We start from the raw sequence: 25,272 nt of genomic DNA on the forward strand, positions 1-25,272 counted from the left end.
CCCTGCGGCTCGCCGAACTGCGCGACATAGCGGCCCTGCGGCTCGCCGAACTGCGCGACATAGCGGGCCACCTCGCCGCCGCCGGTCGAGTGGCCGATGTGGACGGCGTTCTTCAGGTCGAGATGCTCGGCCACTGCAGAGGCATCGGCGGCGTAATGGTCCATGTCATTGCCGGTATCGGCCTGCGACGAGCGGCCATGGCCGCGGCGGTCATGCGCCACGACGCGGTAGCCATTGGCCAGGAAATACAGCATCTGCGTATCCCAGTCGTCCGAGGACAGGGGCCAGCCGTGGTGGAAGACGATCGGCTGGGCATCTTTCGGGCCCCAGTCCTTGAAGAAAATCTCCACGCCATCTTTCGTTTTCACAAATCCGCTGGACATCATGCGTCTCCTGTCACCTGGTTTGGCTTCGGCCCGTGGCGGGCCCGCTGTCGTGCCCGGTCAACCGCCTGCAGGATCAATCGCAGGCCCCGACCGGTTGTCTTGCGCTGCGGCCCCCGCAGTCTGGCAAAGGCCGCCGTGATGAGACAAGGTTAGAGACAGGCCAGGCCCCGCGAAATCATACGAACGTTTGTGCAGGTGCAGTATTGGTGGGGCGGACGGCTCCCGCCCGGGAGGACACCTGCGATCCCATTGGTATATCGTGTCTTTTCATGGCTCCCCCGGGGGGGCCAAAGCGAACCCGACTTTTTCCACGGCCAGCCTTCATGCGGACGGTAGGCTTGCCGCTTGGGTCCCTGTGCGAGGCCACCAGGATCAGGCTTGTCTGCTCCGTTCGAAGATGCCCAACCTCCTGACGCCATTGAGTGCGGGGGCGCGGCCCTCCGCACTCCAGAACGCCGCTGCGGCCCTGCTCCCGTCCGACAATCCCCGCCGCTCAGTTCCACAAACAGCGCTTCCCGTGATGGGTCCTGCCCGGACACACGCCACAGGCGAAGCCATGGATCCTGACGCAATCAAACTGTTGACCGGCCTGAAAAAACCGAGGACCTTCGCCCCATGCGGTTCATTTTGGTCCCGATGTGTGGGGCGCGCTGTCCAGTTTTGGAATGCAGGAGATTGCCATCACCACGCTTTATACCCATGGCCAATTGACGCGGTTGACCCCCACCCAGTTCAACAGCTACAGCCTGATCCGCGATTCTGCCGACCACCCGAACAGGCCCGTCTCGTTGGGTCTGACCGCTTCGGGAACGGTGGACTTTGCCGCCAAACTGGGCACGGTTTCGGCCGATGTCTATGGCTGGACCGGCAACGACGCCATCACGACGGGCAGCGGCAATGACTCGCTCTGGGGCAACGGCGGGGACGACACGCTGTCGGGCGGGGCGGGCAGTGACCTCCTCGTCGGCGACTGGGACACTGCGGACCGGGTCGGCAACGACATCCTCTACGGCGGCGACGGCAATGACGAGCTGATCGGCGGCTCCGGCAACGACATCTTGCAGGGTGGCGACGGCGACGACGTCTTCTCCTATGGCGAACTGGTGGCCGGCAGGGACTCGCTGTTCGGGGGCGCCGGTGTCGATGCCGTCTCGGTGCGCGATTTCTTCGGGACCGGGTTGCGCGCGGTGTCCTTCAACCGCCTCGTGCTGACGGCGGCGGCTTCGGTCGAGTTTTTTGCCTGGGACGACAGCACTGTGGCCCTGCGCGGGACCGCGGGAGATGACCTGATCGACCTGAGCGGCACCAAGGCGCTGACGTGGAATGTCGGCACCTATGATGAACGGATCACCTTCGACCTCGGGACAGGGCACGACAGTTTCTTCGGTGGCACCAGCGCCGAGACCATCGTGCTGAACCTGGGCGGTGACACGGTGTCGCTGGGCGAAGGCGATGACAGGCTTGTCCTCGTCGGCGGCGACCTTTCGGACAGCACGATCCGGGGCGGTGCCGGCCAAGACACCCTGGTGCTGAGAGGCACCAGCGCCACCCCGCTGATCATCACCACCAGCAGCCTGAACCTGACCGAACAGACCGGGTTCGAGGCGCTGATCTTTGAAAACGCCAGATTTCGCGGCACGTCCGCCGCAGACCGGTTCGATCTGTCGGGGATTGTCCAGACGCAAGGCTCTGGCATCTCCTTCGACATGGGGCGCGGCGCGGATTATTTCATGGCCGCGGCCATTGGAAGCAACGTCAATGGTCAGGGCGGACGCGACACGCTTCTTGGCGGTTCGGGCGATGACTGGCTGCGCGGCGGAACCGGGGTGGATTCGCTGGCCGGCGGGCAAGGCAACGATGTCTATCAGGTCGACAGCCGGGATGATGTCACGATCGAACGGGCCGATGAAGGCTTTGACACGATCCAGACCTCGCTGGCGCGGTTCACCCTGGGAGAAACGTTCGAGGGGCTGACCGCGCTGGGAAACCTCGGCCTCTACGGGATCGGCAATGCGGCGAACAATGCGATGGCCAGCGGCGGCGGGGCAGACCATCTGTTCGGCCTCGGCGGGGCGGATACCCTGACCGGCGGTGACGGTGCGGACACGCTGGACGGCGGGCTGGACAATGACACCTATTTTGTGACGACGGATGACGTGATCGTCGAGGGCGAAGGGGCCTCTTTCGATATCGCCTATGCAAGGACGGGCCTCTACACTCTGGCCCTGAATGTGGAAGTGCTGCGCGCCCAGGGGAACCTGGCCCTTGACGGTACGGGCAATATCCAGGCCAACACGATCTACGGCAGCGATCTGAATGACACACTGCATGGGCTGGGAGGCAATGACACGCTGATCGGCGGGCGGGGCGATGATCAGCTGGAGGGCGGCTGGGGAAATGACTCGCTCGACGGCGGCACCGGCAATGACTCGTTGCTGGGCGGCGCGGGGGCGGACCTGCTGTACGGCGGCGAGGGCAACGATGTGCTGGACAGCGGCGGCGGCGTCGATTTTCTCTATGGCGCCAACGGCGATGACCGTTATGTCGTGCACGACGCCGAAGAGGTGATCGTCGAATACCAGACCGGGGGCATCGACACCGTCGTGTCTTACGTGAGCGAATTCCACCTAGCGATATATCTGGAAAATATCGAGGCCGGCGCCTCGATGCGCGGCGTGACCCTTTACGGCAATTACGACGACAACATCCTGAAAGGCAGCTCCGGCAAGGACCAGCTCTACGGGGAAGGCGGGAATGACACGCTCTATTCGTCCGGCGGGAACGATACGCTCTACGGGGGTACCGGAGCGGACAGCTACTATCTCGATGCAACCTCCGGCATGGCGAAGATTGTGGAGGCCAACGACCCCGTGTTCGAATTCGACACGGTCTATTCCGCCGCAGCACTGACGATCCTGACCTCAAATGTCGATGCATTGCACATCACCTCGACCGCCGGCGCCACGGCGCGGGCCGAAAGCACCACCGTGTCCTGGCTTTTTGGCGGGATCGGCGATGACCGGCTGGAATTCGGCACCTTCATGGATGGCGGGCTTGGGGCCGACACGATGATCGGCGCCACCGGCGGTGGCAGCACCTTCGTCGTCGACGACCTCGGCGATGTTCTGGGCCTGACCGCGGGAGGTATCGCGGAAACCGTGAAACTGAAGCTCGCTTCCTATCAGATGGACGATTTGCTGGAAAACCTTGTCGTCATCGGGAGGGGGGCTCACGTCACAGGGTCGGACTTTGCCAACGGCATCAGCGGCGGTGTTGGCAGGGACACTCTGGACGGCATGGGCGGCGACGACACCCTGAACGGGGGCGATGGTCGCGACCTTTTGCGGGGCGGCGATGGCAACGACACGCTCTATTGGGGCGCGGGCGACACCCTCAACGGCGGGGCGGGTGACGATACCTACAAGACCTTCACCGAGGACTGCACGATCGTCGAAAAGGCCGGCGGCGGGTTCGACACGGTCGATCTGAGCCTTTACGTCACGAATTTCACGCTTCCCGACAATGTCGAGGGCTTGATCTTCAATGGCTACATGGGCGACTGCACCGGCTTCGGCAATGATCTGGACAATCTGATCAGCGGCAGCTCGTCCCACCTTTACGCCTATGGCCTCGGTGGAAATGATACGCTGGTGGGTTCCAGAACCTGGTCTCATCTGTTCGGCGGCGCAGGCGATGACCAGTATGTCATGAGAGGGTCCGGCGCGATCATCGAAGAGGCCGCAGACGAGGGATTCGACACGGTCTTTACCAACAGCAGCTTTCACCTGCCGCAAAATGTCGAAGGTCTTACGATGCTGGAGGGCGCCACCGGCTTCGCCGAGGGAAATGAGCTCGACAATGTCCTGACCGGCAATTCGGGCGGCAATTTCCTGAGTGGCGGGTTCGGCAACGACACCTTGACCGGCGGCGGCGGGAACGACACGTTTCGGATCGACGAACCGGGCTGGGTGGACCACATCACGGATTTCGAAGGCGGCAATCACGATCAGATCCTGTTGACCTCCGGCTTCCCTGCCCTGACAACCGGTCTCGATGGCTGGCAGCTCAGCGGCGATCAGTTCAAGGACCTTTCGACCGGGGCCGAGGACAGTTCCGATCGCATCCTCTACGATCGGACCACGGGCGAGATGTTCTATGATGCCGATGGCGCGGGCGGCGCTGACGCCATCCTGTTTCTGGTCATCGAGAACAAGGTCTTGCTGGAAACCACCGACTTTTGGATCAACTGAACCCGGCTGGCCCTGCCACGTAGCCCTGCCGCCCCGCGAGGGCGCGGCAGAGCTATGTGGCATCAGGACGCGGCATTGGCGGGGGTTTTGGTGCATGCGACCACGCTCGACCCCGGCTGCCCACATCCGCCCTCGGAAAGTGCCGCGTCCGCTTATGGGGTAAAGTCCAGGGCCCCGGCACCGCCCCAAAACAATCCGCCCGATCCCGTGAACCAAAACGCATCTCATGCGTTAACCCACGTTCAACATGAGGGTTCAATGCGAAACATATTCTTCTGTGGCCTGCTTCTGATGACGGGCCCCGCATTTGCGCTGACCCCCGAAGAGATTGAAAGCGCGCAATTTGACGGTCTGGATGTGCCCGACGGCCAGTCCGGCGTGAGCGTGAAACTGCAGGTCCTGCTGGACCGCGCGGGCATTTCTCCCGGTGTGGTGGATGGCTACAAGGGCGGGATGAGCGAAAGCGCCCTGCGCGGATTTGAAGAACAGCGCGGCCTTGTGGTCGACGGCATTCTCGATGCCGAGGTTTGGTCGGAATTGGGCGGCAACGCGGCGCTGCCGGTCCTGATGACCTACATCGTCAGCCCGGAAGACGTGGCCGATCTGACCGAGGCGATCCCCGATAACGTGGCCGAGAAAGCGAAACTGCCGAAGCTTGGCTACCTGCGGGTCAGCGAGCGTCTGGCAGAGCGGTTTCACATGGACGAGGACTTTCTGAAGGCCCTGAACCCGGGCATCCCCTTTGCGCCGGGCGATCAGATCCTGGTCGCCGACACCGGCGCGCCGGTGGTGGCCGAAGTGGCCCGTATCGAAATCCGCAAATCCGAACGCCGCGCCGTGGCCTTTGATGCAGAGGGCCGGATGGTGGCCAATTATCCGGTTTCCATCGGCTCCACCGCAACGCCTTCGCCGGAAGGTACCGTCGAAGTGGTGGCCGTCGCGATGGACCCGACCTACAGCTATCTGCCGGACACCAATTTCGTCGCGGACGGCGTCACCGAAGCCCTGATCCTTCCGCCCGGACCGAATGGGCCGGTGGGCGCGGTCTGGATCGACCTGTCGAAGCCGACCTACGGTTTGCACGGGACCGATACGCCGGCCGCGCTGTTCCAGTCTGTCAGCCATGGCTGTGTGCGGTTCACCAATTGGGACGTGACAGAACTGGCCCATCTGGTGAAGGCGGGCGTGTCGGTGGAATTCCTGGAATGATGCGGGTTGCGGCAGGGGTGGTGATGGCGGCGCTGGCCCTGGCCTTGCCCGCAACCGCCGAGGATGCGGCCCCCGGGACGAGCGTTCCCCCGCCTCCCCGCCCGGAAGAAGCGCCCGCGGCCCCAGTACCTGAAGCGCCGATGCCTGAAGCCCCGGTACCTGAAGCTCCCGTGCCTGCGGCCCCTGCCCCTGCGCAGGTCGCCCCGCAACCCGCCGATGGCAGGACCGACACCGTCGAGAATCCCTCGGCGCCAAAGATCGGCAAAAGGGATCTCCTGCGCCTGAGCGCGGCAGAGAACACCTCTTGCCTTGCGTCCCTGCGCGACAAGTCGGTCGCCTTCGAGGAGGTTGCCGCCATTGTGCCCGATGACGATGCCGACTGCGGCATCCTGCAACCGATCAAGGTCAGCATGATCGCACCGGGCATAAAGCTTGATCCTCCTGCCGTCATGCGCTGCCCGACCGCGCAGGCCCTCGCCGCCTGGGTGCAGGATTTCGTGGTCCCCGCCGCCTCTCGCCTCGACAGCCGCGGTGCCCTCACCGCGATAGAAAACGGCTCTGACTACATGTGCCGCAGGCGCAACAATCTGGCCGACGGCGCTTTGTCGGAGCACGCCTTCGGGAATGCCTTCGACGTGATGGGCTTCCGGTTTGCGAAAGGCCCGCCCGTGGTCGTCGGAGCCGGCAAAACGGAAGACAGCCTCGCCAACGCCTTTGAGGATGCGGTCCGCGCTGCGGCCTGTCTCGATTTCGCGACCGTCCTGGGTCCGGGGTCGAGTGCGACGCACGAAAACCATCTGCATCTCGACGTCATGGCGCGCACCAACGGTTTTCGCCTGTGTGAGTTGCAGGGCACGGTCCCATAGCGAAGACGTATCTCCTGTCCCGGTCAGGGGCCGCAACCCGTTCAGCGTCTCGGTGGCCTTGGCGAACAGCGGCCCCCGCCCGTCTGTATGCGCTGCGCCAGGATCGGCTGGAACCGGGCCGCGCAGCCAAATTCGATGCTCGTCGTCTGCCTCGTGATTCCACCGGGTAACGAGTCATCGGGCCTATCGGTGGCGGCCCAAGGCAACGGCCGGAACCGCTCCGGACGGGAACAGATCTCAGACGCCGGCAGGGGGCTCGTGGACAGTCATGGTGAAATGACACGGCACGCGGCCATGATTGGCATAGGCATGGGGCCGATCGGTCAGGGCGACGGCCGAGGCGCCCGGGCCGATCAGCCTGTTCGCACCGCCAACGGTCAGGCTCAGCATACCGTCCGTGACATGAAGCAGTTCGCGCGTGCCACGGCCATGAACGGTCGCTTCGAAGGTTTCTTTGGGCATCAGGCACCAGTCCCAGATTTCCAGCATGTCCGGCCCCGGTGTCCCGGCGAGCAAAGTCGCATGGCCGCCCTCGGGGCCGGACCAAAGACGGCGGGCCTCGGTTACCACGGTCACAGGGCTGTCGGTCTGCGGTGCGACGAGGTCAGCCACCGAAACCTGCAGCGCCGCGGCCAGCCGACAGAGCGTCGAGATCGAGGGATTGGCGCGGCTTTGTTCGATCAGGACAAGCGTGCCCTTGGCGACCCCGGCCTTTTGGGCCAAGGCCTCAAAGCTGAGGCCAAAGCCCTTGCGCAGCGCGGCAATGCGTTGCGCAACCGCGGCGGCTATGATCGCCTCCTCGGTCTGGCGTTCGATGTGCGGCCCGGAATTGGTCATTATATAGAAATACATCACTGAAAATATTCGGTCAATCACACACATTGGTCACTTTGTTGACATGCGCCTGCGATCCTGCCACTTTGTACGAAGTACCTCTTCCCCGGTTCCCTCATGCAACTTCACCCGATCATATCCCCTGAAATCTTCGCCCTTCGCCCCGATTTCGCGGCGCTCAGCCTGTCTGTCACGGCCCGCAACGCCCCAAGCGACGCGGCCAGCGCAGCGCTTCTGGCCGAGGCGGTCGCCGCGCCGCCCGCCCCCTGGGCCGAGGCGCATCAGGAGGCCTGGCGCGAGGCCTACCGCAGCTTTGGCACCAAGCCCAACCGCTTTCCCTCCTCGGTCGAGGCGCTGCGCAAACGGGCGCTGCGCGACGGCGCGCTGCGGCCCACCAATGCGGTCGTCGATCTTTACAACGCGGTCAGCCTGCGCTTTGCGCTGCCCATCGGCGGCGAGGATGCCCGGGCCTATGTCGGTACGCCGCGTCTGATCCGGGCCACCGGCACCGAGCCCTTCGAGACCATGGCCGAGGGCCAGCCCAGGACCGAAACCCCCGAGCCCGGCGAGGTCGCCTGGGCCGACGACGCGGGCATCACTTGCCGCCGCTGGAACTGGCGGCAGGGTACGCGCACGCAATTGACCGAGGCCACCACCGAAATGTGGTTCGTGCTGGAACGGCTGGAGCCAATGCCGATCGCGGCGTTGATCGAAGCCTGTCGCAGCCTTGGCCGGGGTCTCGCACCCGAAGCGGTGGCGATGCTCTTCGATTCGGCAAACCCCGAGGGCAAACCCATCGCGCTTTAGGGTCGGGACTCGATCCGGGCTCACGGCCAGAACATGACCGTCGCGGCCCATGCGACGGCTGAAAGGAAGGCTTTGGCGCTGCGGCAGCAGGGCCTTCCGTCATCCCGGCGAAGATGCCCTTGTCGCACCATCACTTCCATCGGGTGCGGCGCCATCGATGCGTCCCTGCGCCAGAATGGCTTGCCTATTGATCGGTCGCTGGGCCTGATTAGTGCCGCAACCACAAGATCAGTGATGTCTGGATCCGGTTTCTGGAAAGCCGACCGAATAGACCGATGAAAGCGAATCCTCGGAAATAGCCCAAACGCGGGCGTTTGCGTGTTATGCCTTATGTGACCCCGCGATCGTCACGGTGCTTTTGGCCAGCGCACCTCCGGTAGGCATGCAGACCTCCGCTATGAAAAATCCCGGAAGACGGACATGACCATTCCTACCGTCGGACTCCAGTCCGACTTCCCCGTTATTGCTGCTGCAATGACTGTCGCCGGGCCGGGTGATACCGTCTATCCGGCAGCCGGCTACAGCAACGAGACGGCGCCGATCGCGTTCAACAACATGATAATCCTTGGCGCCACCGCGCAAGGCATCGTTCTGAATTTCGCTCCCGGGATGGTCACGATGACCGGGACGGCGGCGCCGATAGGGTTGACGCGGGCGCGGGGTCTGATCGGATGTTCCTCAACCACGCGCCTGTAAGGTACCTCACCCCTCCGGCATCTTCGAAAGGCCCGCGATGAAAAAGGGCCGGAAGCCTTCGGGGTGTTCGCTCATCGGGAAATGGCCGACGTCGTCCATGACGGCGAGCGTCGCGCCCGCAATCTGGTCGGCAGTGCGCTGCGCATCCTGCGGCGTGCAGGTGAAATCATAGGCGCCGACGATGAAGTGCACCGGGGTAAGGGTCGTGTCGATGCGATGCAGCTGCCCTACGAGGCTTTCGTCCCGCGTGTAGAAGGACAGGTCACCGCGAAACACGCCGGGGCCGCTCTGCATGAACATCCAGAGCGTATTCCAGCGTTCCGCCAGCGGTGCGCGCGGCGAGATGTTGGTGGAGACCAGGGCCGCGCCCATCTCTCCGCCATGGGCATCGGGCCGGTGGAACCAGTCGATGTCGTACCAAGCGGCCTGGAAATCGCTGGCCTCAATGGCGAGAAAGCCGCTGAAGGCCTCCGGATGATGCAGCGCGAGTTGCAGCGCGATGCGCCCTCCCATCGACACCCCGGCCAGTACGGGTTTCTCAAGGTCCAGGGCACGGGCGACCGCCAGCACCGTCGCCATGTAGGTCCCTGTGGTCAGCAGGTATTCTTCGGTCTGGAACCCCTCCGGCGGCAGGCTCTTGCCGTGCCACGGCATGTCGAAGGCGATGATGCGGTTCTGCGCGGTGATCTCGGGATCGTTGAGAATGTGCCGCCATTGGCGCGTGTCCGATCCTGCGGTGTGCAGGCAAAGGACCGGGCGCCCCCTGCCCGCTTCCTCGAAATAGATCCGCTGGGCGCGTCCTGCGACATCGACGGTGACATACCGCCCGACAATCTGCTCGATCATGCCGCCTCTCCTTCGCGTCCGAGGGCCAGCACCTCCTTGAAGAAGCGCAGGTTCATCACCAGCAGGAGCATGTCTCCGACGATCTCCGCCCGGCCGATCTTCACCATGGCGAAGATGTCGTGGAACCCCGGCGCGGGGATTGGCGCCCAGAACGCCTCGAGCGCCGCCGCATCCGTGATGAAGCCGAAGCGATAGGGCGTCTTTTTCGACGGGCCTTCGACGATGCGATCGAGGCGGCCCTTTTCGAAAGCGAGGTAGAACTCCTGCCCGTCAACCTTCAGCAACACCGTCTCGGAGAACAGCGCCCCCAGGCGATGCAGGTGCGGGGTGCCTGCCACCTGCGCTTGTATCTGTCGCAACCTGTCGATCATGCCTGCCTTCCGCCCCCGTTCAACCTCTTGAGTCCGGCGGAGAACATGGCCCCCCGTCGCGGATTCTGAAAGGTATGAGGCGATACCCCGCAATACCCGCCCGAGAGTCAGCTCTGAGACCTTTTCGATATCGTCCGATACCCGGCCACCGTCTTCACCGAAGCGCGCTCAGCGTGCACAGTCCCGGACATCGAACAAGCGCGGTGCCCCGAGCGGGCCTGCAATGATGCACAGGAGGAGGAGACCCCATGCGCAACGTGACCGTGGACAATGTGACCGATGTCGTCGTCGAGGCGATCGGCGCGAGCAATGACATTCCCGCCCGCCAGCGGGAGATCATGGTCGCTCTCGTCAAGCACCTGCACGGCTTCTGCAAGGACGTGAACCTCACGTCGAGCGAGTTCATGCAGGCCTGCGACTTCCTCGCCCGTGCCGGGGCGGTCTGCACCGACAAGCGCCAGGAATTCATCCTGCTGGGTGATATCCTTGGCGTCGAGGTGCTGGTGGACATGCTGTCCAACCCGACCCCGAACGGCGAGACCACCGGCACCGTGCTGGGCCCGTTCTTCCGCGAGAACGCGCCGGTTCTGCCGCATGGAGCCTCCATCGTGCAGAAGCACTTCGACAACGAGGAATCGGTCTTCATCGAGGGCTATGTGCGCGACGCCGCCGGCAGGCCGATCGCCGGCGCCATGATCGACGTCTGGGAAGACGCGCCGAACGGCCTTTACGAGAACCACGACCCGGACCAGCCGGACTACAACCTGCGCGGGCGCTTCGCGACCGGCGCCGATGGCTACTACGCCTACCGCGCCATCCGCCCGGTGCCCTACCCGATCCCCAATGACTGGACCGCAGGCGAGATGATCTCTTACATGGGCCACCACACCATGCGTCCGGGCCACATCCACGTGGTCGTCAACAAGGATGGTTACCGCCCGCTGGTCAGCCAGATCTATGACGCCAACTCCGCTTACCTCGACAACGATTCCGTCTTTGCGGTGAAGGAGAACCTGATCGGCGACTTCCGCAAGGCGGATGCCGAGCACGGCACCGACCTCTACGTGAAGTTCGATTTCGTGCTGGCGGGTCAATCGCTGGCCATGGCTGCCGAGTAAGGCGCCCGACCTCGCGCGGCGATCCATCCGCCGCGCGAGGGTTGTTCCTGAACACCCATCAAGAAGCCCCCCGGACGAAGGACAGACTTCATGCCCGCATTGCAACAGGCCCGCGTCGTGGACCTCGCCGGGGTGCAGCCGCGCGACCTCTCCATCGCGGCGATCGAGACCCGGATCGTCGACTGCGTGACGACCCGCGAGCACAAGCTCTCCAACACCCGGCTCACGCACCAGTCCTTCGTCATCGTCGAGGTGACGCTTGCCGACGGGACCACGGGTTGGGGTGAAGCCAGCACGCTGGGCGGCCCGCGCTGGTCGGAAGAGAGCGTCGAGGCCATCAAGGCCAATATCGACACCTACCTCGCCCCCGCGCTGATCGGGCAACCCGCCATGGCCTTCGAGGCCAACGCTTTGCGGATGAAAGCCGCCGCGAGCCGCAATTCCTCTGCCCGCGCCGCCATCGAAGGTGCCCTTTACGACGCTGTCGGCAAATCCCTCGGTCTCCCCGCCACGGCGCTGCTGGGCGGCGTGGTCCGCGACCGGATCGAAGTGCTCTGGGCGCTGGCCTCCGGCGATGCCGAACAGGAGATCGAAGAGGCCCGGGGCAAACTCGCCGCCCGACGCCACCGCCGGTTCAAGATCAAGCTCGGCTTCCATGCGCCAGCCGATGACATGCTACGCCTGCGCCGGATCATCTCCGCGCTGCCCGAGGGCACGCAGATGGTCCTCGACATCAACCAGGGCTGGACCGAGGCGACCTTCATCCGCTTCGCGCCCGAGCTGGCCGAAATGGGCATCGCGCTGATCGAACAGCCGCTCAAGCCCGGCCTTCTTCACGCCACCAGCCGGGTGGCGGCCCGCTCCGCCATCCCGATCATGATCGACGAGGCGGCCTTCTCCACCCAGGAGCTGGCCCAGAATGCGGTTCTTGCCACCGGGTCGGTCTACTCGCTCAAACTGGTGAAATCCGGCGGGCTGATGGAGATGAAACGGGCGGCAGGCGTGGCTGCGGCCTTCGGCATGGACCTTTACGGTGGCTGCCTTCTGGAATCCGGGATCGGCACGGCGGCGCATCTCGCAGTCTTCGCGACTTTGCCGACGCTGGAGTGGGGCTGCGAGCATTTCGGGCCGTCAATCCTGAAACGGGATCTCACCGACTCCGGCATCATCTATCGCGATTTCCATATCGAGGTGCCGAAGGGGCCCGGCCTTGGCATCACCGTGGATATGGACGCCCTGAGGGACGCGACCCGCAAGGTTTGAGCGCCCCGCAGCCGGACCATCGGGGACCCTTGGCGCCGCCCGCGCGGGGGCTCTCAGCGCTTGCGCGTGAATTTCCGGGCCGTGTCGAAGAACTGCGCCACCTGCGACGACTGGTTGTCGCGGCGCGCATGGATTGTCAGACCCGTGCCCGGGTTGAACCCCTCGTAGCGGCGGAAGACCACGCCGGGGCGGGTGGTCTGCGACACGCTTTCCGGGACCACCGAAATCCCCACCCCCACGGACACCAGGCTGATCGCGGTCTGGAAATCCTGTGCAAGCTCCAGTGCGGCGGGCTGGAAGCCTTCCTTGCGGCAGATGTCGAGCACGGAGTCGGCATAGGACGGGCGCGGCCTGCGCGGGTAAAGCACGAAGGTCTGATCGGACAGCTCCGACAGCCGGATCTCGGTGCGCGCCAAGACCTCCGAATTGTCGGGAAGCGCGAGGATGAGGTCCTCGTGCACCAAAGGCTCCGCGCGCAGTTCCTCGTCCTTCAGCGCGGGGCGCGCCACCGCGAGGTCGATGTCGCGCTGGATCAGGGCCGAGTGCAATTCGGCGTTGTTCATCGCCGACAGCGCCAGTTCCACCTTGGGATAAAGCGAGCGGTAGGACTTGATCAGGTTGGGCAGGACGCCATGCGAGGCGGACCCCACAAAGGCGATCCTGAGCCGGCCCGCGCCGCCGTCGCCCACCAGCCGGGTTTCCTTGTAGGCCGCCTCCAGACGATCCACGAGGCTCCTTGCGTGTCGCTCCAGCACCTCGCCCGCCTGGGTCAGCCGGATCTGGCTGCGCGACCGGTCGAAAAGCAGCGTGCCGATGTCGGCTTCGAGCGCCGCAATCTGGCGTGACAGCGGCGGTTGCGCGATGTCGAGCCGCGTTGCCGCGCGGCCAAAGTGAAGTTCCTCGGCCACGGCAAGGAAATAGACCAACCGTCGAAGCTCCATGCGTCCCTCCCCTCTCATGCGGAAAAGGTATCAATCCGCGTTGTGTCATGCAATCCGGGCAGGGTGTGCCCGATGCCCTGCCGCGCGGTTCACGACCGGCTGAGTTGCCTGCTGATATCTTCCGCCGCCGTGGCGACGACCGTTCTGAACGCCCTGGGCTGCGCGTCGTAGCGGCTTCGGGGGACGGCGAGGCTGAGCACCGCATAGGGCATCTCGGCATGGTTCTTCACCTGCCCGGCCACGCAGATGACGTCGCGCTCGGTCTCGACGGGGCCGATGGCCACGCCGTCGCGCGCCAGCTGGTCCAGATGCTCCACCCGGCGTTGCAGGGGCAACGCGGGCGTCCGATGGCCACCCAGGGCGTCGAAATAGGACTCCTGCGTGGCCTTGCCCGCAATCGCGAGGTGCAGCATCCCCACCGGGCTTTCGTGCGGGGCCAGGTCGCCCTCAAGGATCGCGCGGGACACGCGCAGCATGTGGCGCCCCTCGACCGCATCCGCCACGATCACCCGGGTCCGGTCCAGCACCGAAAGATGGACCGTCTCGCCGTAATCCTCGACCAGCCGTTCAAGGATCGGGCGGGCCGTGGCCACGAGAACCGAGGTATCGACAAGGATACGGTAGAGCGAGGCGATCATCGGCCCGAGTCGGTAGCGCCCGCGCGACACCCGCGTGATCATCCCGATCTTGCACAATTCCTGCATCAGGTCATGGGTGCCACTGGTCGACAGCGCCATGCGCCGCGCGATCTCGGACAAACCGAATTCCGGCTCCTTTTCGGAAAAGAGCTGCAATATCGCTCCGACTTTCCGGATTGTCGCCATGAGTCCCTCCCTCTGAATCCTTCGTTCAAAGACATTTCCGGTTATAGCGGAAATTGGAACGGTATGGTCCGATACCTTTTGAGATATCCGAAATGTTGCTTTCATAAGCCTCGAGCCGGCAGCGGAGGGGCCGCCGGACAATGGGAGGACATCATGAAAGATCAGACAACCCAGGCATTCAAGCCCTATACCGGGACGGAATTTCTCGAAAGCCTGCAGGACGGGCGCTGCGTCTACATCCATGGCGAGCGGGTCAAGGATGTCACCAAGCACCCGGCTTTCCGCAACTCCGCCCGCATGGTGGCGCGCTGGTATGACCGTCTGAACACGCAGAAAGACACGCTCGGCCGTCCGACGGACACCGGCAACGGCGGCTGGACCCACCCCTTCTTCAAGGGGCCGAAGTCGGCCGAAGACCTGATCGCGGGCCGCGACGCAATTGCCGAGACGCAGCGCGTGGCGAACGGCTGGATGGGCCGCGCACCGGACTACAAGGCGGCCTTCCTCGGCACGCTCGGTGCGAACTCGGGGTTCTACGGCGAATATGCCGGAAATGCGAAGATGTGGTACGCCCGCACGCAGGAGCGCCTCGATTACTGGAACCACGCCATCGTCAACCCGCCGATCGACCGGCATCTGCCGATCGAAGAGACCGGCGATGTCTACATGCAGGTGGAGAAGGAAACCGACGCCGGCCTGATCGTCTCGGGTGCGAAGGTCGTCGCCACCGGCTCGGCGCTGACGCATTACAACTTCATCGCCCACTACGGCATTCCGATCAAGGCGAAGAAATTCGCCCTGGTTTTCACCGCGCCGATGGGGGCGCACGGGGTCAAGCTCATCTCGCGTTCGTCCTACGAGCTGAATGCCGCCGTCATGGGCACGCCCTTCGACTACCCGCTGTCCAGCCGCCTTGACGAGAACGACTCCATCCTGGTTTTCGACAAGGTCCTGGTGCCGTGGGAGAACGTCTTCATCTATGGCGATGTGGAGAAGATCAACGCGTTCTTCCCGGCCTCCGGCTTTGTCCCGCGCTTCACCCTGCACGGTGTCACCCGGCTCGCCGTCAAGCTCGACTTCATCTCGGGCCTGTTTGCCAAGGCCCTGGAGGCGACCGGTTCCGCCGCCTTCCGCGGCCCCCAGACCGCCGTGGGCGAGGTCATTGCCTGGCGCAACATGTTCTGGGGCCTGTCGGATGCCATGGTGAAATCGCCGGTCCCGTGGACGGATGGTTACGTGCTGCCGAACATCAACTACGGTCTCGCCTACCGCGTCTTCGCGCCGATGGCCTACTCCCGGATCAAGGAGTTGATCGAGCGTCACGTCGCCTCCGGCCTGATCTACCTGCCGTCTTCGGCGATGGACTTCGGCTCCGAAGAGATCCGCCCCTATATCGACCGCTTCGTGCGCGGCTCGAACGGCATGGTGGCGGTGGACCGGGTCAAGCTGCTGAAGCTCTTGTGGGATGCCATGGGGTCCGAGTTCGGCGGGCGGCATGAGCTTTACGAGAGCAACTATGCCGGAAACTACGAGAACATCCGCATCGAGACGATGCTGACCGCACAGGCCACCGGCGAGATGGAGATGATGCAGAACCTCGTCGAACAGTACATGTCGGAATACGGGCTCGAGGGCTGGAATGCCGCCGACATGATCAACCCCTGGGACGTGAACCGCCTGAAGGGCGGCTTCCAGTAAGCACCGGGCGGCGGCCCGCCCGGACATGTGCGGGCCGCCCCTTCGCATCAAAACCCGTCGCAGGAAGGACAGGCCATGGATTTTGAGACCCAGAAGACCAGGATTCTGCCGGACTGGAAGGCGCGGTTGCCCGCTTCGGTCATGGCCATCGGCGCCTTCGATGGCGTGCATCGCGGCCATCAGGACCTGATCCGCGGAGCGGTGGCCGAGGCGCGGGCGACGCAGGTGCCCGCGGTGGTCTGGACCTTCGATCCGCCGCCGAAGGTCGTCTTCGGTCGCGCCGTGCAGCTTTGCCCGCTCGACGAGAAACTGGCCCGCATCGCACAGCTCGGGCCGGACGTGATCGTGGTGGCGCGCTTCGACCGGCGCTATGCCATGCGCGACGCCCGGGACTTCATGCTGGACCTCGGCCGGGTGAACCCGCGGGCGATCCATGTCGGCGGCGATTTCCGGTTCGGGGCCGCGCAATCGGGCGATACCGACCTGCTCGCCCTGCGCTTCACCGTCCGCATCGCCCGGCCGACGCTCTGCGACGCGGGGCAAACCGTCTCCTCCACCCGCATCCGCGCGCTGCGCGCCGATGGGCGCGACGCGGAGGCGCGTGCCCTGCAAGGCCCCTTCGACCGCGCCCAGGCCCTGGCCGCACGGATGCTCACCCTGGACCTCAGAACAACGCCGCATACAGAGGAGATTTTTTCATGAATGCCCCCAATCACATCGCCGACAGCGGGATGGCATCTCCGGTCAACCCGCGCGCCCTGCGCGATGCCTGCGGCAGCTTCGCCACCGGGGTGACGGTCATTTCGACAGCGACCGCGGATGGCGATCACGGGATGACGGCAAACGCCTTCATGTCCGTATCACTGGACCCGCCCCTGATTTCGATCTCGCTCGACCGAAAGGCGAAGATGCTGGCCAAGGTGCGCGAGTCGAAGCGCTACGCCGTCAGCGTCCTGTCGTCCGGGATGGAGCCGCTCGCCATGCATTTCGCGGGGCGCTTCGATCCTGCGGTCCGCGATCCCTTTGCCCACATCCTCGGGATGCCGGTGGTGCCGGGCGCCTCGGCGGTCTTCGTCACGGAGGTGGCGCAGGAGATCGAGGCCGGAGATCACGTCATCTTCATCGGCGAGGTGCGCCATATCGAGCGTTCGGAAACCGCGCTGCCCTTGTTGTTTCACGCGGGCAAATTCGCCTCCCTCGTTTGATCGCTTCCTCGGAGCGCTCGCCTTCCGGTGCCATCCAGCCCTCGTTTCCCCCCAAGCTCTACAGTCGGCTGTGGGTCGACTTCGTCGAAGGTGACGGGATCCTGACTTGCGCCGGGGTCTTCCGGCCCGTAAAAGGATCCGCGGGTTCCGCCTGCCCCGTGCGCTATTCCCCGTCGGGCACCAGCATATAGCCTTCGCCACGGACGGTGCGCAGGACGGCGGGTTTGCTGGCGTCGATCTCGATCTTCTTGCGCAGCCGCGTAATGCGGATGTCGATCGAGCGGTCGAACGGGTCCCAGCGCTGGTGATGCGCCATTTCCAGCAACTGGTCGCGGGTCAGGACGCGGCGCGGGTGGCTGATCAGCGTGTAGAGCAGGTCGAACTCCATCGCGGTCAGCGGCACCTTGTCGCCGTTTTCATCGTACAGGGTCTTCTGTTCGATATCGAGGATGCAGCGCCCGACCCGAGTGCGGCCGGCGGGGCGGCCATGGGCGTGGACCGGCGCCATGGTGCGGCGCAGGACCGCCTTGATGCGCGAGCGCAATTCGGCAGGCTCGAACGGCTTGGGCAGATAGTCGTCCGCCCCCATTTCCAGCCCGACCACCCGGTCCACCACCGAACCCATGCCCGTCAGCATCATCACCGCGCAATGGCTTTCGCCGCGCAGCCAGCGGGTCAGCGACAGCCCGTCCTCGCCCGGCATCTTCAGATCGCAGAGCACGAGGTCGGGCCGGACCTGCGGCACCAGACGCCGCAGTTCGGCGCCATCCCGCGCCGTGGTCACGGCGTAACCTTCGTCGGTCAGCAGTTCCTCCAGCATTTCGCGCATGGGCTCTTCATCGTCGCACACGATGATGCGGGCCTTTTCGGTCACCTTGGGTCTCCCTCCTTGGCAAGCAGCGACAGGGCAGCCTCGCGCACCTGACGGGGGTCGAAGGGTTTTTCGATCACGGGCCGGTCGACCGAGGCGTTGAGCCTGTCCCATTCGCGGTGCAGCACGTCGCCCGAAATGAAGATCAGATGCCGGGCCAGCAGCGGATTGGTCTTTTTCAGGTGATTGTAGAAGGTGATGCCATCCATGCCGGGCATCGACACATCGCAGAAGATGCCGTCGAAGGCCGTCTCGGCCAGGCGCTGCAGGGCCGAATGGCCATCCGAGGCAAGGGTGCATTCAATGCCCAGGGGCGCCAGACAATCGGCCAGGATGGCGGCAATTTCCACCTCGTCATCGACGATCAGGATGTGGCCTATGGCAGGGGCATGGCCAGTTTCGCCGGCGTCGCTGCCGGCGATGGTATCCTTGCCGTTGCCCACCGGCAGCGAGACGCGGAAGCTGGCGCCGCCGCCTTCGGTGGGCAAGAGGACGAGTTTGCCGCCATGCGCCTCGACCATGCTCTTGCAGACCGAGAGGCCAAGACCGGTGCCCTCGCCCACGGATTTCGTGGTGAAGAAAGGGTCGAAGATCCGGCTTGCGATAGCCTCGGGGACGCCGGGGCCGGTGTCGGCGACGGTCAGATGCACCCAGTCGCCTTGGGGGCTGCGCTGCGCGGTGATGTCAAGCTTGCGCGGGCCCTGGTGGTTGGTCAGTGCATGTTGCGCATTCAGCATGAGGTTGATCAGAACCTGCACGATCTGATCCTCGTCCACCTCGATCTGCAGGGGGTCGGGCAGACGTGTCACCGTCCATTCGATATTGGCCTTGCGCAACCCGTAAGTGGTCATCTCCAGCGCACTTTCGACCAGATCGTTCACCTCGGACATCTGGCGGCGCGGCCCGGTCTGGCGGGCCATGGCAAGGAAGGTCTTGACGATGCGGGCGCAGCGATGGGCGGCCTCGCGCAGCTTCTGCAACGAGGGTTCATGCGGGGTGCCGGCCAGCTTTTCCTGCAGGATGGCGGCGCGGCCCAGCACGACGGCGAGCGGGTTGTTCAGCTCATGCGCGACGCCCGCCAGCAATTGGCCGAGGGCGGCCAGTTTCTCGGACTGGTGCAGGTTGTCCTGCGCCTGACGCAGCTGGTTGCGCGCCAGATGCAGTTCGGTGATGTCGGTGGACACGCCGCCGATGCGGTCGATCTCGCCCTCGGCGTTGCGCATCGGGAAGATGGTGTTCAGGATCACCACATCGCGCCCGCGCGCCGTCTGATGATACTCCCGCGTCACCGGCCTGCCGGTCGCCAGAAGCTCGCGCTGCGCCTGACGCGACACTTCGGTTTCCTCGCCCACGTCGAAGGTTTCGGCGGTCAGATGTGGCAGGTCGGCTTCGGTCAGGCCGTAGAAATCCAGCGACCATTTGTTGGCCATCAGATATTTGCCATCCAGGCCCCGCAGGTACAATTCGGCCGGCACGTTGTCGAAGATCGTCTGCAGCAGGTTCTGCGCCTCCTGCAACTCGTTGCGGGCGCGGTAAAGCTCGGTCACGTCGGTGGCGAAACCGCCGATGCGGACGATCTTGCCGTCGGTGTCGCGCACCGGGAAGATCGAGTTCAGCACCACGACCTCGCGCCCGCCCACCATGCGGCGGTATTCCTGCGTCATCGGCTGCCCGGTGGCCAGAAGGGCCTCCTGATTGATCCGAGCCGTTTCGCGCTGTTCCTCGTTGTCGAAGGATTGGGCCGCGACCCCGATCACCTGCGCGGGATCTTCGGCCCCCAGCACGGCCGCACCCCATCGGTTGACGGTGATCATGCGGCCGTCGATCTCGCGCAGGTAAAGCACCGCCGGGATATTGTCGAAGATCGACTGCAGCAGACTGCGCGCCTCCTGCAACTCGTTGCGGGCGCGGTAAAGTTCGGTCGCATCCAGCATCATGCCGCCGATCTGGACGACCTCTTCGCGTTCATCCAGCACCGGAAAGAAGGTCATCAGACCGACGCGGTCGCCGCCCGGCAGGTGATAGGTGAAGGGCCGGGTGATCGGCTTGCGGTCGCGCACGATGGCGGCATCGGATTCGGCCACGCCTGCCGCGTTCTGCGGCTCGCGGAATTTCGACATGGGCTGGCCGATCATGTCCTTGGGGTCGCGGCCAAGGAACTTCGCACCCCAGCTGTTGATCATCACCAGATTGTCCTGCCGGTCGCGCAGATAAAGCGCCGCCGGGATATTGTCGAAGATCGCCTCAAGACTGGCCTGCGCCCGCTGCAATTCCGCCGCCGTGCGCTTTTGGGCGGTGATGTCGCGCAGATTAGCCACGAAATAATGCCGCCCGCCCATCATCACGTCAGAGATGGAAAGCTCCACCGGAAACAGGCTGCCATCGGCGCGCTGCGCCTCGATCTCGACCCGGCGGCCCAGAACCGCCGGACTGCCGCCGGCCAGATAGCGCGCCATGCCATGGCGATGCGCCGCGCGGTGATGCGGCGGCACGATCGTCTCTTCCATCGTGCGGCCCATGATCTCGGCGGCGCTCCAGCCGAAGGTCCGTTCCGCCGTCGGGTTGAACTCCACGATCCGCCCCTGATCATCCGAGACGATGATGCAATCCAGCGCAGAGGAGAGGATGGCATCGGCAAGCCGGGCCCGATCCATCGGCTGCGCCACCTCGGCCTTGTCGGTCATTCCGGTGTTCGTATCATCCATGGGCGGCATCTCCCCCGGCGACAATGTGATGATCCGTTGTTTCAATCCTGCGTCGTTTTGGGAAGTCCTCTGTTTCAATTGTTTCAGCGGCGCCCCCCGGGGACGTGGGGGCGCCGCTGGACGTGATCGGCTCCGGGACCGCTTACAGCATGAAATCGCTGGCAGTCATGGCATAGTCGCCGACGACCAGGATGCGGAAGTCGGAGAAACCGTCGCCGTTCACGTCACCCTCGACCAAGGTGCCCAGAAGGTTGGTCGAGATGTTCAGATCGCCGGCCGAGGCAAAGAAGGGCCGGATGGCATTGAAATGGAAGGCCTGGTTGCCCGTCAGCGTGCCATCGGCGTCGATCGCCGAAAGGTCGATCTTGTCGCTGCCGGCCACAAAGTCCATCACGCGGTCCAGCCCGCTCATCGGCGCGTCGGCGAGGGACTGGAAGACGAACCGGTCCGCCCCGTCGCCGCCATAAAGCAGGTCCACGCCCGTATCGCCACTGATCTGGTCGTTGCCGGCGCCGCCATAAAGCTTGTCGTTGCCGGCCCCGCCCCAGACGCGGTCGTTGTCGCCGTCGCCGGAAACCAGATCGTCCCCAGCGCCGCCATAAAGGAAGTCGTCGCCGGCAAAGCCCATGATGCTGTCGTTGCCGACCTCGCCATAGGCGAAGTCCACGCCCGCCCCGGCATTCATCACATCGGCGCCGTCGCCGCCATAAAGCCAGTCGTCGCCGGTTCCGGCCAGAAGGCTGTCGCTGCCCGCACCGCCGTAAAGCCGGTCGGCATCGGCACCGCCGTCCAGCGTGTCGTTGTCCAGCCCGCCGTCCAGCCAGTCGGTGCCGCCCGCGGTGCGGATCTCGTCCGCGCCGCCGCCGCCGGTCACGGTGTCATTGGCGGCATTGGTGAGGATGACGTTGGACAGGCCGTTTCCGGTCACCGTGCGGGACGCGCCGGCGCTGTCCGCCGAAAGGGTCAGGTTCTCGATCGCGTAAAGGTTGGCGCGCGTCATGTCGACATCGGTGTAGCGCAGGTCCAGCGTGTCGGTGCCCGAACTGGAATATTCCACGATGGAATTGGCGGCATCCGTGGTCCAGGAGCGGATCACATAGGTGTCGTCCCCCGCCCCGCCATACATCTTGGCACCTTGCGCGAAGTTCAGGATCAGCCTGTCGTCGCCATCGCCACCATAAAGCTTGTCGCCCTTGCCGTAATAGGCATCCAGCGTGTCATTGCCCGCCATCCCCTGCAGCACGTCGCGGACGATGGAGCCGAGGATGTTGTTGTTGGAGGCATTTCCGGTGACCTCGACCCCCAGCACCGTGTCGTCGATCTTGTTGTCCCAGGTGATGCGGTCGCTTTGGGCATTGCTGTTGTTGGCGATCAGATTCTCGACATTCTCGGCCATGACGAAACCCGACCAGCCGGTCGAAAGCTCGATCGTGTCGATGCCGCCCGCGGCGCCGGCATCCTCGTGGATGATGGCATCCGCCGTGCCCATGGTGACGGCACGCATGTCGTTATAGCGCAGAAGGACATAGGTATCGTTGCCCGCCCCGCCGTAGATGTCGGTTTCGCCGCTGCCGCGCAGCACGACCTGATCGTTGCCCTCGCCAAGATAGAACTGCTGATTGGCATACCAGGCCCCGCCATCGTCGACGATGAAGTCATCGCCCGAACCGGCATTGACGAAGGTATTGCCGACACCCGACAGGAGCGTGTCATTGCCCTCGCCCAGGAAGAACAGGCTGACCCCGCCGGTCGAGACGACATTGTCATTGCCGCCGTAGGTATAGACCGAGTCATTGCCGTCGCCGACCCAGACATAATCGGACTTGATCGCGTCGCCAAAGTAGGTGTCGTCGCCGTCGGTTCCGGTATAGGCAGGCATCTGTCATCTCCCCTGGTTCGATCCGCGCCCTTTGGCGCTGCATGAGGGGAATTTGCAGGTCCCGTGTTTCACGGCGATGTCCCGAAGCGGGAAAAGCGTTTCAATTGTTTCCGGGATGCTGCCCATGAATGGATCGTTTCAAACGCGACAGGGCCGCAGGGCTGCGCCAAAACGCCAAAAGGCGACGCCGCGGCGCCGCCCCCTGGTTTCACCAGTCTGGCTTTGGATCAGAGGATGAAATCGCTCGCCGTCATGGTGTAGTCGCCCACGACCAGGATGCGGAAATCCGAGAAGCCGTCGCCGTTCACATCGCCTTCGACCAGGGTGCCCAGAAGGTTGGTCGAGATGTTCAGATCCCCGGCCGAGGCGAAGAAGGGCTTGACCGCATTGAAGTGGAAGGCGTCGTTGGTGGCAGTCCCGCTCATGGCGTCGATGGCCGACAGGTCGATCTTGTCGCTGCCGCTGGCGAAATCCATGATCCGGTCGAGGCCCGACATCGGCGCATCGGCCAGGGTGCGGAACACGAACTTGTCGGCCCCCGCCTCGCCATACAGAAGGTCGACCCCGCCGTCGCCGCTGATCACGTCATTGCCATCGCCGCCATGCAGGATGTCGGTGCCGTCGCCGCCGCGCAGCTGGTCATTGCCGCCGTCGCCGTAGATGACGTCGTTGCCGGCATCGCCATAAAGCCAGTCCGCATTGGCCGTCGTACCGCCGAAATCGCCATAGATCGTGTCGTTGCCATCGCCCCCGAAGGCGAAATCGGACCCGTCGCCCGACCGGATCGAGTCATTGCCGGCCCCGCCATATTGCCAGTCGCTGCCGCCCGAACCTTCCAGCGTGTCATCGCCATCGTCGCCATAAAGCTTGTCGTCGCCCACCTCGCCGACCAGATAATCGTTGCCGACATTGCCATGGACCGTGTCGTTGCCGAAGCTTGCAAAGACCGTGTCATTGCCGGCCGCCGCATCAATCGTGTTGGCCCAGACCGAGCCGGTGATGACATTGTTCAGCTCGTTGCCGTAGCCTTCTGCATAGCCGGCAAACATCATCTTCAGGTTTTCGACATTGGCGCCCAGCGTGGTGGTGGCGAGCAGGCTTTCCACGGTATCGGTGCCGCCGTTCAGCGCCTCGACCACGCTGTCGGTGGCGTCTTCAACGACATAACGGTCATTGCCGGCGCCGCCCGTCATCGTGTCTGCCCCGGCGCCGCCGTCGAGATAGTCGTTGTTGTCGTCGCCCCGCAGCTTGTCGTTGCCGAGGCCCCCGAACAGCGTGTCGTTGCCCAAGCCGCCATAGATAAGGTCGTTGCCGCCGTTGCCGGTCAGCGTGTCGTTGCCGGCCATGCCCCAGATGGTATCGGCGCCATTGGCCGCGCGGATGTCATTGGCCAACTCGTTGCCGTAAGAGGTGGTGGCGCCGGTCATGCCTGCGTCGAAGAAGATGTTTTCGACATTGGCGCCAAGGGTATAGGAGGCGACGTTGGTGTAGATCGTGTCGGTGCCCTCGCCGGCATTCTCGATCACGGTGTCCAGGTCGCTGTCGCCGGCCGAGATCCGGTACATGTCGTTGCCGACCGAGCCGCGCAGCGTGTCCGCCCCCTGATCGCCGTTCAGCCAGTCATTGCCCTCGCTGCCCCAAAGCTGGTCGTCGTCGGCACCACCGTAAAGCAGATCGTCGCCTTCGCCGCCGACCAGGGTGTCGTCCCCGTCGCCGCCATAGAGCGTGTCGAGCCCGGCATTGCCTTCCAGGCTGTCGCTGTCGCCAAGGCCATAAAGCTTGTCATTGCCCGCGCCGCCCTTCAGCCAGTCGGTCAGCGTATAGCCCTTGAGCACGTCGTTGCCGTCGCGTCCGTCGATGGCCCAGCCGGTGTCCGTCCAATATTCGCCAGCCGTGGGAATCCAATAGCTCTTGGTGCCGGTCAGGTTGAAGGTCTTGGTGATGGTATCGTCGCCGCTGCTGCCGACGTCGAGGTTCAGGTCGATGTATTCGCCATCCACCAACATCGAAACAAACCAGTCGGGGCCGAATTGGCCCGTGCTGTAGATGATGCCGAAATCGGTTGTGGGTGCACTTGCCATCTTGCTTCTCCGGGCTTGTCATGCAGGACCACCCTGCGTTCTGACACAGGTTTTCGCCCGCCAAGGTTTCAGCCCGATGTCCGCGCAGGGGCCGCAAGGTTTCGATTGTTTCAGGCCGCGACAAGCCAGCCGGGGACGGCGCTCCCGTTGGGTGGCGGGGTCGAAAGCGACGCGGGTCGGACGCCTTGCAAAACCGATAAGCCCAGTGACCTGAGCCCCGTCTTCCCTCCGGGATTGGGGAGAGTCCTTGGGTTGCTTTCTGGGCCTATGCGGCCATCATTTCCAGTCTGATCTTCGTGGCAAACTCGGCAGGTGGGATGTTCCCGAGGGCCGAGTGGGGTCTGTGGTGGTTGTAATCCTCCTTCCAGGTGGTGATCTGGACTCGGGCATCGGTCAGGGTCGAGAACAGCACCTCGTTCAGG

21 protein-coding genes are annotated in these 25,272 nt (G+C 64.3%); 10 read left to right on the forward strand and 11 right to left on the reverse strand.

The genetic code is table 11. From position 1 onward, the window contains the following. Nucleotides 1-383: alpha/beta fold hydrolase (locus AC1DVR_RS22640; RefSeq protein ID WP_478002891.1), on the reverse strand; the 383-nt coding region annotated here is incomplete at its 3' end. A gap of 668 nt (nucleotides 384-1,051) precedes the next feature. On the opposite strand from AC1DVR_RS22640, the gene AC1DVR_RS22645 reads away from it, so the two are divergent. The 3 genes from AC1DVR_RS22645 (at nucleotide 1,052) to AC1DVR_RS22655 (ending at nucleotide 6,711) form a co-directional block, all read left to right on the forward strand. After that, nucleotides 1,052-4,636 (forward strand): hypothetical protein, encoded by a 3,585-nt coding sequence (locus AC1DVR_RS22645; protein WP_478002892.1) that lies wholly within the window; start codon nucleotides 1,052-1,054, stop codon nucleotides 4,634-4,636. Nucleotides 4,637-4,894: 258 nt separating this feature from the next. Then, a complete protein-coding gene (locus AC1DVR_RS22650; protein WP_478002893.1) occupies nucleotides 4,895-5,845 on the forward strand; it encodes a L,D-transpeptidase family protein in 951 nt (316 codons plus the stop codon). 23 nt (nucleotides 5,846-5,868) lie between these two features. Beyond that, nucleotides 5,869-6,711, forward strand: coding sequence for an extensin-like domain-containing protein (locus AC1DVR_RS22655; protein ID WP_478002894.1), 843 nt, complete (start codon nucleotides 5,869-5,871; stop codon nucleotides 6,709-6,711). Between the two features lie 237 nt (nucleotides 6,712-6,948). On the opposite strand, the gene AC1DVR_RS22660 is transcribed toward AC1DVR_RS22655, so the two are convergent. After that, nucleotides 6,949-7,563, reverse strand: a complete 615-nt coding sequence (locus AC1DVR_RS22660) for a helix-turn-helix domain-containing protein (RefSeq protein WP_478002895.1) — start codon at nucleotides 7,561-7,563, stop codon at nucleotides 6,949-6,951. Nucleotides 7,564-7,662: 99 nt separating this feature from the next. Here AC1DVR_RS22660 and AC1DVR_RS22665 point away from each other — a divergent pair, with 99 nt between their 5' ends. After that, entirely contained in the window at nucleotides 7,663-8,352 is a 690-nt protein-coding gene (locus AC1DVR_RS22665) for a B3/B4 domain-containing protein (protein WP_478002896.1), read from the forward strand. Nucleotides 8,353-8,772: 420 nt separating this feature from the next. Next, complete coding sequence (locus AC1DVR_RS22670; protein WP_478002897.1) at nucleotides 8,773-9,048, forward strand: hypothetical protein; 276 nt, start codon at nucleotides 8,773-8,775, stop codon at nucleotides 9,046-9,048. A gap of 6 nt (nucleotides 9,049-9,054) precedes the next feature. Here AC1DVR_RS22670 and AC1DVR_RS22675 read toward each other — a convergent pair whose 3' ends face one another. Both AC1DVR_RS22675 and AC1DVR_RS22680 read right to left on the reverse strand, forming a co-directional pair. Then, the gene (locus AC1DVR_RS22675; protein ID WP_478002898.1) at nucleotides 9,055-9,894 is read right to left on the reverse strand and encodes an alpha/beta fold hydrolase; all 840 of its coding nucleotides are present in this window, start codon (nucleotides 9,892-9,894) and stop codon (nucleotides 9,055-9,057) included. After that, nucleotides 9,891-10,265, reverse strand: a complete 375-nt coding sequence (locus AC1DVR_RS22680) for a hypothetical protein (RefSeq protein WP_478002899.1) — start codon at nucleotides 10,263-10,265, stop codon at nucleotides 9,891-9,893. The genes AC1DVR_RS22675 and AC1DVR_RS22680 overlap by 4 nt, the downstream gene beginning before the upstream one ends. Nucleotides 10,266-10,513: 248 nt before the next feature. On the opposite strand from AC1DVR_RS22680, the gene AC1DVR_RS22685 reads away from it, so the two are divergent. Both AC1DVR_RS22685 and AC1DVR_RS22690 read left to right on the forward strand, forming a co-directional pair. After that, a complete protein-coding gene (locus tag AC1DVR_RS22685; protein WP_478002900.1) occupies nucleotides 10,514-11,383 on the forward strand; it encodes a dioxygenase family protein in 870 nt (289 codons plus the stop codon). 90 nt (nucleotides 11,384-11,473) lie between these two features. After that, nucleotides 11,474-12,646, forward strand: a complete 1,173-nt coding sequence (locus tag AC1DVR_RS22690; RefSeq protein WP_478002901.1) for a muconate/chloromuconate family cycloisomerase — start codon at nucleotides 11,474-11,476, stop codon at nucleotides 12,644-12,646. 53 nt (nucleotides 12,647-12,699) lie between these two features. On the opposite strand, the gene AC1DVR_RS22695 is transcribed toward AC1DVR_RS22690, so the two are convergent. After that, the gene (locus AC1DVR_RS22695) at nucleotides 12,700-13,587 is read right to left on the reverse strand and encodes a LysR substrate-binding domain-containing protein (RefSeq protein ID WP_478002902.1); all 888 of its coding nucleotides are present in this window, start codon (nucleotides 13,585-13,587) and stop codon (nucleotides 12,700-12,702) included. 89 nt (nucleotides 13,588-13,676) lie between these two features. Continuing rightward, complete coding sequence (locus tag AC1DVR_RS22700) at nucleotides 13,677-14,411, reverse strand: IclR family transcriptional regulator (protein WP_478002903.1); 735 nt, start codon at nucleotides 14,409-14,411, stop codon at nucleotides 13,677-13,679. Nucleotides 14,412-14,564: 153 nt separating this feature from the next. Between AC1DVR_RS22700 and AC1DVR_RS22705 the strand changes: the two genes are divergently transcribed. From AC1DVR_RS22705 to AC1DVR_RS22715, 3 genes are all read left to right on the forward strand, one after another. Next, nucleotides 14,565-16,109 carry a 4-hydroxyphenylacetate 3-hydroxylase N-terminal domain-containing protein gene (locus AC1DVR_RS22705; protein WP_478002904.1) on the forward strand — a complete coding sequence of 515 codons (1,545 nt, stop codon included), beginning with the start codon at nucleotides 14,565-14,567 and terminating at the stop codon, nucleotides 16,107-16,109. A 75-nt stretch (nucleotides 16,110-16,184) separates the two neighbouring features. Continuing rightward, nucleotides 16,185-16,811, forward strand: coding sequence for an FAD synthetase (locus tag AC1DVR_RS22710; protein WP_478002905.1), 627 nt, complete (start codon nucleotides 16,185-16,187; stop codon nucleotides 16,809-16,811). Beyond that, the gene (locus AC1DVR_RS22715; RefSeq protein WP_478002906.1) at nucleotides 16,808-17,314 is read left to right on the forward strand and encodes a flavin reductase family protein; all 507 of its coding nucleotides are present in this window, start codon (nucleotides 16,808-16,810) and stop codon (nucleotides 17,312-17,314) included. The genes AC1DVR_RS22710 and AC1DVR_RS22715 overlap by 4 nt, the downstream gene beginning before the upstream one ends. A gap of 163 nt (nucleotides 17,315-17,477) precedes the next feature. On the opposite strand, the gene AC1DVR_RS22720 is transcribed toward AC1DVR_RS22715, so the two are convergent. The 5 genes from AC1DVR_RS22720 to AC1DVR_RS22740 all read right to left on the reverse strand — a co-directional run bounded on the left by AC1DVR_RS22720 (nucleotide 17,478) and on the right by AC1DVR_RS22740 (nucleotide 25,262). Beyond that, entirely contained in the window at nucleotides 17,478-18,188 is a 711-nt protein-coding gene (locus AC1DVR_RS22720; protein WP_478002907.1) for a response regulator, read from the reverse strand. Continuing rightward, the gene (locus tag AC1DVR_RS22725; RefSeq protein ID WP_478002908.1) at nucleotides 18,185-20,890 is read right to left on the reverse strand and encodes a PAS domain S-box protein; all 2,706 of its coding nucleotides are present in this window, start codon (nucleotides 20,888-20,890) and stop codon (nucleotides 18,185-18,187) included. The genes AC1DVR_RS22720 and AC1DVR_RS22725 overlap by 4 nt, the downstream gene beginning before the upstream one ends. 142 nt (nucleotides 20,891-21,032) lie before the next feature. After that, nucleotides 21,033-22,769 (reverse strand): calcium-binding protein, encoded by a 1,737-nt coding sequence (locus tag AC1DVR_RS22730; RefSeq protein WP_478002909.1) that lies wholly within the window; start codon nucleotides 22,767-22,769, stop codon nucleotides 21,033-21,035. A 227-nt stretch (nucleotides 22,770-22,996) separates the two neighbouring features. Beyond that, entirely contained in the window at nucleotides 22,997-24,850 is a 1,854-nt protein-coding gene (locus AC1DVR_RS22735; protein WP_478002910.1) for a calcium-binding protein, read from the reverse strand. Nucleotides 24,851-25,115: 265 nt separating this feature from the next. Beyond that, nucleotides 25,116-25,262, reverse strand: a complete 147-nt coding sequence (locus AC1DVR_RS22740; protein WP_478002911.1) for an integrase core domain-containing protein — start codon at nucleotides 25,260-25,262, stop codon at nucleotides 25,116-25,118. Nucleotides 25,263-25,272 lie beyond the last annotated feature (10 nt).

Source organism: Rhodobacter sp. P2_H5, from assembly GCF_056403335.1.

Coding starts and splice junctions, on each gene's coding strand:
- AC1DVR_RS22645 (WP_478002892.1), top strand. CDS start 1,052: ATGCAGGAGATTGCCATCACCACGCTTTATACCCATGGCCAATTGACG.
- AC1DVR_RS22650 (WP_478002893.1), top strand. CDS start 4,895: ATGCGAAACATATTCTTCTGTGGCCTGCTTCTGATGACGGGCCCCGCA.
- AC1DVR_RS22655 (WP_478002894.1), top strand. CDS start 5,869: ATGGCGGCGCTGGCCCTGGCCTTGCCCGCAACCGCCGAGGATGCGGCC.
- AC1DVR_RS22660 (WP_478002895.1), bottom strand. CDS start 7,563: ATGTATTTCTATATAATGACCAATTCCGGGCCGCACATCGAACGCCAG.
- AC1DVR_RS22665 (WP_478002896.1), top strand. CDS start 7,663: ATGCAACTTCACCCGATCATATCCCCTGAAATCTTCGCCCTTCGCCCC.
- AC1DVR_RS22670 (WP_478002897.1), top strand. CDS start 8,773: ATGACCATTCCTACCGTCGGACTCCAGTCCGACTTCCCCGTTATTGCT.
- AC1DVR_RS22675 (WP_478002898.1), bottom strand. CDS start 9,894: ATGATCGAGCAGATTGTCGGGCGGTATGTCACCGTCGATGTCGCAGGA.
- AC1DVR_RS22680 (WP_478002899.1), bottom strand. CDS start 10,265: ATGATCGACAGGTTGCGACAGATACAAGCGCAGGTGGCAGGCACCCCG.
- AC1DVR_RS22685 (WP_478002900.1), top strand. CDS start 10,514: ATGCGCAACGTGACCGTGGACAATGTGACCGATGTCGTCGTCGAGGCG.
- AC1DVR_RS22690 (WP_478002901.1), top strand. CDS start 11,474: ATGCCCGCATTGCAACAGGCCCGCGTCGTGGACCTCGCCGGGGTGCAG.
- AC1DVR_RS22695 (WP_478002902.1), bottom strand. CDS start 13,587: ATGGAGCTTCGACGGTTGGTCTATTTCCTTGCCGTGGCCGAGGAACTT.
- AC1DVR_RS22700 (WP_478002903.1), bottom strand. CDS start 14,411: ATGGCGACAATCCGGAAAGTCGGAGCGATATTGCAGCTCTTTTCCGAA.
- AC1DVR_RS22705 (WP_478002904.1), top strand. CDS start 14,565: ATGAAAGATCAGACAACCCAGGCATTCAAGCCCTATACCGGGACGGAA.
- AC1DVR_RS22710 (WP_478002905.1), top strand. CDS start 16,185: ATGGATTTTGAGACCCAGAAGACCAGGATTCTGCCGGACTGGAAGGCG.
- AC1DVR_RS22715 (WP_478002906.1), top strand. CDS start 16,808: ATGAATGCCCCCAATCACATCGCCGACAGCGGGATGGCATCTCCGGTC.
- AC1DVR_RS22725 (WP_478002908.1), bottom strand. CDS start 20,890: ATGGATGATACGAACACCGGAATGACCGACAAGGCCGAGGTGGCGCAG.
- AC1DVR_RS22730 (WP_478002909.1), bottom strand. CDS start 22,769: ATGCCTGCCTATACCGGAACCGACGGCGACGACACCTACTTTGGCGAC.
- AC1DVR_RS22735 (WP_478002910.1), bottom strand. CDS start 24,850: ATGGCAAGTGCACCCACAACCGATTTCGGCATCATCTACAGCACGGGC.